The sequence below is a fragment of the Collimonas sp. NPDC087041 genome, assembly GCF_044745265.1.
Classification (GTDB): Bacteria; Pseudomonadota; Gammaproteobacteria; order Burkholderiales; family Burkholderiaceae_D; genus Collimonas.
In genome coordinates, this window is record NZ_JBIUZX010000025.1 from 1 (window position 1) to 8,560 (window position 8,560).

The 8,560-nt window shown below is 46.3% G+C and carries 5 protein-coding genes and 1 pseudogene; 2 read left to right on the plus strand and 4 right to left on the minus strand.

All coding sequences use genetic code 11. The annotated features are described in order from the left end of the window. Positions 1–1,310: ESPR-type extended signal peptide-containing protein (locus ACIPF8_RS24415; RefSeq protein WP_400426346.1), on the minus strand; the 1,310-nt coding region annotated here is incomplete at its 3' end. 659 nt (positions 1,311–1,969) lie between these two features. Here ACIPF8_RS24415 and ACIPF8_RS24420 point away from each other — a divergent pair. After that, a complete protein-coding gene (locus tag ACIPF8_RS24420) occupies positions 1,970–3,004 on the plus strand; it encodes an AraC family transcriptional regulator (protein ID WP_400426348.1) in 1,035 nt (344 codons plus the stop codon). Positions 3,005–3,476: 472 nt separating this feature from the next. After that, the gene (locus tag ACIPF8_RS24425) at positions 3,477–4,517 is read left to right on the plus strand and encodes an AraC family transcriptional regulator ligand-binding domain-containing protein (protein ID WP_400426350.1); all 1,041 of its coding nucleotides are present in this window, start codon (positions 3,477–3,479) and stop codon (positions 4,515–4,517) included. A gap of 125 nt (positions 4,518–4,642) precedes the next feature. Here the strand turns inward: ACIPF8_RS24425 and ACIPF8_RS24430 are convergent, their stop codons facing one another. The 3 genes and pseudogenes from ACIPF8_RS24430 to ACIPF8_RS24440 form a co-directional block, all read right to left on the minus strand. Beyond that, positions 4,643–7,090 (minus strand): tryptophan 7-halogenase, encoded by a 2,448-nt coding sequence (locus ACIPF8_RS24430; RefSeq protein WP_400426352.1) that lies wholly within the window; start codon positions 7,088–7,090, stop codon positions 4,643–4,645. A gap of 365 nt (positions 7,091–7,455) precedes the next feature. Next, positions 7,456–8,214 carry a porin gene (locus ACIPF8_RS24435; RefSeq protein ID WP_400426354.1) on the minus strand — a complete coding sequence of 253 codons (759 nt, stop codon included), beginning with the start codon at positions 8,212–8,214 and terminating at the stop codon, positions 7,456–7,458. Between the two features lie 82 nt (positions 8,215–8,296). After that, positions 8,297–8,560 (minus strand): annotated as a pseudogene (locus ACIPF8_RS24440) (hypothetical protein); the annotation flags it as partial.

An 8,560-nucleotide genomic window follows, 5' to 3' on the forward strand; every position in this document is an offset into this window, starting at 1 on the left:
GAAGCTGAAGTCGACAACGACGTGACGTTACTATTGGTCGTGCTCAAACCAGTGGACAGCGATGTGATACCTGTCGAAGCTGAAGTCGACAACGATGTCACGTTGCTATTTGTCGTGCTCAAACCAGTGGACAGTGAAGTGATACCCGTCGAAGCCGAGGTCGACAACGATGTGACGTTACTATTGGTCGTGCTCAGACCTGTCGAGGTAGATGTGGAAAGTGACGTGAGATTCAAGCTGATCGCGGAAGCAGTTGTGTAGAGCTGGCTGCCATTCACCGCATTCGTCGAAGTCGTCGACACTTCGCCATCGGCGACACCTTGGATCTGACGATTACCTATAGCCACCACGCCATTGGTTGGTGCCTGATTAACGGTAAATGTTTTGCCCGGTACCACACCATTGGCAGTGGTCCAGTTAGTCGTCGGAGTTGTGGCCGTAGCGCTGGAGCCCGAACCCAGCGCCACCGAATTGGCCAGCGTTACGCTACTGCTCGATCCAAGTGCTAGGGCATTGGTGGCCGATGCAGTGGATTGTGCTCCCAGGGCGATCGCGCCAGTTGCGCCCGCATTGGCAAGTGTGCCAAGAGCCAGAGAATCCACTGCCGTCGCCGTCGATTGCGTACCAAACGCAATTCCTCCTTGCGCTGCGGCGTTTGCGTTCACGCCCATCGCGATACCACCTGAGCCAAGAGCTTGTGCGTTCCAGCCAATTGCGGTTGCTCCAAGCCCATTTGCCTGGGAGCCGCACCCCGTGGCAAATGAGTTCATCCCGAATGCACTTGTATTCGCCGTGGCAGATGCTACGTTGGCGGCAGATATCGTTACGTTTCCAAGTGTTTGCGCGCCAGTATAATTATTTATACCCGCCGTTTGCCCGGTACCAACATTTGAAGCGACACCCCATGAAAGGGCAGTTGTTTGCGTTCCGAATCCATAAAAACCGTTGGTGTATGTCCCAGCCCCAGTTCCGTACACTCCTGCAGCGTTCATAGGACTTATGATCCCGCAATCCGTCCCCCCAACTAAAGCAATCCCATTAAAGGACGCGGAAGCAGTCCCTCCTCCGGAGCCAAAACTCTGAGAGCCGTTACTGTTATAGCCAGTTGGGTTACCAGAGTTAGAGCCGACTATTGCTGCAAGAGAGACATTCCATGTTCCGACACCCATTGCCACAACAACAGCAACAACCAATGCGTTACCAATTGCATTACATTGACTTCTCCCCTTCCCACGACTTTTCGCCTGCTCCCCAACCACTCGCCATTGTCCGGAAGCTTTATTCCAAATAACTCGGAAGATTTTATTCATGTTTTCACCATTTTATGATTGGGTTGACGCAGGAAAATTTCTATCTTCTTTCCAACCTAATATTTTCTTCATGTACTTAGTTATGATTAATCGAACTCAATGCAAGTTATATCTATATCAAAAGTGTATTTCCTTACAGGCTCTGCAATTGATCAATGCACATCTCAAGATTTGGTAAATGAAAAGGCGCGAACACTTTTCAATGTGACGGAGAATTACATTGGGTTACGACTCGGATATTAGACGGGAGCAAAACGAGAAATATTGGCATTAATGGACATTCAATTTGCATTTATGGCCACTAGCGTCCTGTTTTAACTTTTTTCTGGCCACTCGCAAGTCAATGAAAATCAAGAGCCATCATTGTTGAGTGATCGCAGAAAATTCAGGAGACATGACAAATAATGTCAACCCTAGGAAGAGTTTCATAGGGGAAATGATGAAACCTAAGTCAATGGATTAATTTAGAAAAATTACTTATATTATTTTTGAAAGTCTATTTATATTTCCATGCAGAAATATAAGTAGACTTTCCAATCGATTGTAAACAATTGTTAAATTTTAGGGAAATAAATTTCCCCATGGAAATTTTATGTATTTTAAATACATGATCGATGTGACAATTTGATCGATGCTAATCACGTCATATAATTCAAATTATGGGAACAACAGAATTGAATACAATTGCGCAAGGCTTTGTGTGTAGCGCGTTTATGCGTGTGCTTTTTGAGTATTTAAAAAATCAAGGAGTTGACGCCTCAACGCTATTAAATGAGCCGGCACCGGACGAGATCGACCGAGTGCTGACTCGCTATCCAATGCAACGCTGGGTCTCTCATTTGCAACGTGCCGCGGCACACTTAGAAGACCCCTTATTAGGTTTGCACATGGGAAGAACGATTACGCCTGCGCACTTTGGAGTCATTGGCTACATATTCGCGTCGTGCCCCACTCTTGGTGCATCACTGTTGCGCCTGCAAGCATACGAGCGCCTTGTACAAGAGGTGGATCAACACCCTATGGAGGTTCCTATTTTTGACGGAGACGATCTTGTGCTTAAATGGCCCGGGGGAAGTTCCGGGGGACATGGCCGACTGAACCATGAATTTGGCATTGCTACATTTCTCCACTTTGCCAGAGCTATATCCAGTCAGAATAGTGAGCTAAAGCAAGTGTGTTTTATCAATCCCGAGCCATCTTCTCCACAAGCCTATAGAGATTTCTTTAAATGTGAAGTTCTTTTTAATCAAGCTGTCACCAGTATACGCGTACCACTGCAATCGTTGACTATTCCAGTAAGGAAACCAGAGCCTATATTGATAGCTCTGTTAGAGAAGCAGGCAAATGAATTCTTAAATCAGCTACCTGCAACAAACGAATTCGTGATGTCAGTTCGACGTTGCGTAACAAGTAAAATTCACGAAGGCGAGCCAGAGTTGAATAATGTAGCAAGCACACTTAATATAACGCCTAGAACACTGCGCCGCCATTTAGACAAATATGACACCAGTTTCCGAGAGCTGCTCGAAGAAATTCGTCAGCAATTGGCAAAACAATACTTGCTAGATCCAGCATTGCAACTTTCTGACATCGCTCAATTACTGGGCTATTCTGAGCAAAGCAATTTTAATCGTGCATTTTTGCGTTGGACAGGTTCAACACCAAACACATATCGACGAAATTTCCAACTCTAAGCAATAAGCGATGTGTCTCACTGCGACTGAGCGTAGAAGGTAGCACTTGAGGTAGCACTTGAATTATTTTTCTTCAGGGATACGGTATACAAATGCCTCTATAGACTGCTTAGAGCGAGGCAAATGGAGCCAATGGCCTGCCCCCAACATTCGCCCCCTCGCAACGTACAGTAATTAGCTGCATTGTCGACCTCACAGCTACGGCTGTCGACCTCTGTCCGGTCGCGACCATCTGTAGCACTTTATCGATTTTGATCGTTTATGTACATTGTGACCTGCCCCCAAGTTCTCTGACCGCAATTCTTGTCCTAAATGAACAGGGATTACTGTGTTTTTAATCAGTTTCATCTAAATTTATTACAATACAGAATGGAAATACAAACTATCGTGAGTCGTAATTATTTCGTTGCGAATAGCGAATTTTATTGTTAAATTAAATGTCATGTTTTGTTAACTGCTGAGGCTCGTACACATGAGGAAAGACGAACCAAACAGTTCAACGCAAAGCTTTATCCCTAACGCTTATGTGAGATTGCTATTTGAATACTTGGAGCAACATGGATTGGACGCAGAATCTATTCTAGGCCAATCTAGCCCAACAGAGATTGATGATCATATGAAACGCTGCCCAATGGGCCATTGGAAGTCGCTTGTGGATCGAACAGCACATTACCTGGACGATCCAATGCTAGGGTTTCACTTAGGACAGACTATCAAGACTTCGCATTTTGGTGCCGCTGGCTATGTTCTGGCGTCTTGTCAAAATTTAGGTATGGCAACGGCACTAATGCAACAGTACAAACGTTTACTCTACGATGCTAGCCCAACGAAAGTTTTCGTCGAAGGTGGCGATATAGTGCTTCAATGGGGAAAAGACGACTCTAATGACAGCAGACAACAAATGCACGAATGTACGCTTGCTTCATTAGTACAATTTATCCGCAATATAACTGGTCAGAAAATCTCTCTGACGGAAATTAGTTTTATTAATTCCGCACCACTTGATGTTCGACCCTATAACAATTTCTTCGACTGTATAGTACTTTTCGAACAACCAATTACTGCCCTACGCGCCCCACTATCTTTGTCTAACCATCAGCTCTGTCACACAGATTCAGTTTTGATGCATCTTTTAAAAAAACAATTGGATGACTTGCTGGCAAAACTCCCTCCAAAAAATGAATTCGAAACCATCGTTCGCCAGTGTATTATCCGTTTGATTAGAGACGGTGAACCAGAATTGGATAACGTTGCTAATGCATTGCACCTCACAACACGTACTCTGCACCGCCGTCTAGTCGAAGTCGGCTCCAATTTCCGTTCTTTGCTCGATGATGTTCGTCAGCAAATGGCTGAAGATTTTTTACATGATACAAACCTCCAATTAAGTGACATCGCACAGTTGTTGGGTTATGCAGAACAGAGCACATTTCAACGTGCATTTCGACGCTGGACCGGTGATACGCCATTACACTATCAGCAAAAAATAGGCGGGAAATTCAAACCAATTTAAACTTCGAGCAGTCTGTTTAGTTATCAAATTTATCTTTTCGGATTACCCGCATGCATATCAATTCCCAATACGCTGAGTTACTACATCGCACGATGTTTGTTTTCAGGTATTCAACGACAACAAGGTTAATTTTTGGCTTCAGTAGTCTTCAGCGCTTGCGACAATTTGGGATTGAGATAGGTCGCCGCGTCAAGATAGCCTTTGGCAAGCACAACGTCACCCCATCGGCGGTATAAAACGCCAATTGCATAATGCGCTTCTGCGAGATCAGGTTTTGCAGCCAACGCCGCGAGATAATGCGCTTCGGCTTCGCTCTCCGAACCCAATTTTTGATCAACAATTAGATTACCTAAGTTGACATGGGCCTCGGCGAGATTCGGAGTAATGCGGATGGCAGTTTCATAGTTCGATTTAGCCTCTCCAAATCGACCCAGAGCGAAAAGAAGTCTGGCAATATTATAAAAATCGGTAGAATCTGGATAGTCCCCAGCCAGATCAACAGCTCGGGAAAAAGCAGTGATCGCTGACTCAACCTTGCCGCCGCTGACCTGAAGCTCGGCGGTCCGTCGCCAAACTTCAGCAGACTTTGGAGCAATCTCTGTGGCATGTCTCAGCTGCCCCTCCCATCCAGGCTGATCGTCAAGTTCTTGCAGCAAAAGTGCGAATCCAAATCGCGTCGCAATAGCGGACGGATCACAGCTGATTGCCTCTTGAAAAGCAGCTTTGGCATCAAAAAGGCGACCGGTTTCATGCAATAGTATCGCAAATTCTCTCCAGGGTGTTTCGCCTTTCGGACAGAGCTTTACCGCTGCGCGCAAGTTGATTTCTGCCTCTTTGTATGAGCGATCAATCCTTTGGAGCCGGCCGAGATTGAGTGGCGCCTGCCAAAGATACGGGTCTATCTGGGCGGCCTGATTGAAATTGTCAATCGCCGTGGCCAATTCTCCTTGGTTCAATTGTTGAATACCAATATTTACCTTATTTTCTGCGTCCGGATTCGCAACTCTTTCAAACTCTGAATTGGGCACCACTTTCTTTAATTCATCCAGATCATTCGCGGAAGGCACGCGATGCAATGAATAAAGTAAGTTGAGAAAACGTCCGACATCATGGCGCACGTTGGGCGGTAATGTTGCCAGTTCCGTTGCCGCAGAAGAAGGGGCAATAGCGCCGACCCCTTGCCCGACCATAAACCAACTAGGCCAATCGAAGATAAGACTATGGGACAAACTATATGAAGCGACATCTCCCGAACGCGGAGTTCTCAAACTCCATGTTTTCATGAGAGTGCTATATTCAGTTGGTCGAGCTAAATTAGCTATGTCACGCCAAAAGACTGTATCACGGCGTTGAGAATCATAATGAAGGATAAGAAAATCTCGAATTTGACTCCAAGTATATACGCTACGGACGTTGAATAAATCTATCGTAGTCTGCGGCACAATCTTTCCACAGTTCTCAATGTCCAGGCCAAAGCAAAATATCTGGTCGAGCATTACGCCAATCGAAGTCGCCTCCAAAGGCTCTACAAAGCCGGATGCGAGACCTACGGCCAATACATTACCACGCCATATAACCTCAAAATGTCCAGGTTCAAAGCGCAACGTTCGCATCGGCTCAATGGAAAAACCAAGTGTCGTTTCGATTTCACGCAGGGCATCCTCATCGCTCAGATGGCGACTGGAATAAACATAACCCGCACCAATTCTCTCGCGAACCGGTATTTGCCACATCCATCCGGCTCGCATCGCCAATGCTCGGGTTGCTAGCGCCGGGTGAGGGGTTTGGTGAGGCATGTGGAAAGGAATGGCACGATCGAGCAGAAGATGGTCACTGAAGCTGCGCCAAGGTGTTTTATAAAGTTTGCCAATAACAAGACGCGCAAAACCCGACGCGTCGATTAAAAAATCAACACTCTCCTGATCCCCAACGTCAGCAAATTTTATGGTGCGAACATAGCCAGTGAAAGGGTCAAGCTCGAAGTCAACCACTTCCCGCTTCAAGCAACGGACGCCACGCTTGATGGCGATTGAGCGGAGATATTCAGCCACCCGCTCTGCGGCAAAATGAAAGGAAAAGGGATATTTTCCTGGATTCTCTGCAAGAGTTCGCCAGACATCCTCTTGCGACAGACCTGCTTCGATCAATTCATAATTAGTCATCGCGTAATGCAATGGAACCTTGTTTGCTAGCATTCCGGACAAATTTGGAGCAAAACCTGCATAAATAGGAGATTGAGGTGCCCCCATCCTCCCCTCATTAAACATGTGAAAAAATATGTCATCACTTTGACCATTTTTCCATCCAAGGTAAGCAAAGCCCAATTTGATAACTGCACCAGTCTTTTCGGCGAAGTCACGTTCATCGATATCCAAGCGTCGCAAGGTCTGCGGCAAATTTAATATACCGCCTTCTCCCACCCCTACGATTGGTGAATTGGGCGATTCTATAACCGTTATATCTGCAGATGGACCGAAAATACGCCGCATCTCCAAGGCCGCAAATAGTCCCGCCGTACCTGCGCCTAGAACAACAATCCGTTGCGCATTAGATAAATCTAGCACTGGTTGCATTGAGCACTCCTATTTTAATTTTGAGAAAAAATATGGAACTAGACAAACACTACGATCGGGCCGGTATTTTATGGACTCGATTTTTTATGAATCGTCTTGAAAACGCCTTCCCTACCATATCAGGAGCCGTCGTTCGGCATCCTCACTTCATTTCATTTCGGAGTTATCGCGCACGCCCAAATTTATCCTGATATGCAAAATCAATTTATCACGCAAAAGTGCTATATAACAGCAAAGGTTATCTCAGTCTTCCCCATTCAATTTCTGAAACCCACGATCTGGGTCTTAACCTACGGTATTAATAACAATCTCAGTTTTTCCAAGACCTCCATCAGAGCGACGGCTAATAAAAAAACTGCGTATGGCTAGCCGGCACCCAGGCTGTATGCCTTGTTAAGTGTAGCGTCGTCAAAATTGAGTGCACTCAACTGCGCTGCAGTCAGGCCGGCCATGGCGGTAATCCAAGAAATCAGCGTGTCGCTCGCATTGGAGCCAAATTGCGATTGGCAGTACATGGCGTACAGTCCCAACGAGCCAGTAGCGTAAGTGCCGCCGACGCCGAAAGATTGGCCAGCAGTTGTACGGCCAGCTTGTTCGCCGAAGCCGCAAATCAGGCTGCCACTGAAGCCGCTTAGATTCATGTTGTCATAGCGAATCGAATTTTGAGTACGGAGGTATTCCAGAGGATCTAGGGCGTGCGGGTTGCCAACGAAATTGCCGAAATCTTTTATCGATGTGAATGCATGACCGGCATCGTCGAGGATATCGGATTGTCGACCCAGCGTCACTGTGCCGAAGTTGCCGGCCAATCCAACTACCAATTGGCGCGCAAAGCCATTGCCGTCAGACGCACCGGTATCGTTTTGAAAACCAGCTTGCAGTTGGAACACAGCTTTAAGACAGCCACCCAGATATTCAGAGCCCTTGAAGCCAAGCCGGGATGTGTCTATATTACCTGAACTGACACCAAACTTGCTGCCGTTGCTGGCAGTGCCAGTGATGATATTGTGGTTAGAAAAAGTGATGCCGGTGTCAACGATGCCGTAGATGGTTACGGAGCTTTGAGCTTGTGCTGCAATTGTAATTACGCCAAGTACGACCAGTGCGATTAAGGACTTCTTCATTTGACGTTCTTTACTACTACACCTGTGCGGAGCGCAAATCTGCCATCGCCTCATACGGCTTTCAGCCTCATTTTCCTTGGGCTTAGGTGCCCGCACTCATAATTTTTGAATTAAATCGGTAGCATCGCGTATTGCCTAAACCAGGCAAGCGCTCGTTCCGATCAGCTCTGACCTTGTCGCCTTTTCCTTCCGTGACCAACAGATTTCGATCCATTAGCAGCTTCTTGACCATCTTGGGGCTGTAACCTTTACATATCTCATTGTTGAAAACCTCCGGTAAAACAAAATATTCCAGTTCTGTATCTTCTGTTTCGTTAATAAGCATTCTGTCGCCGTATGCCCGATG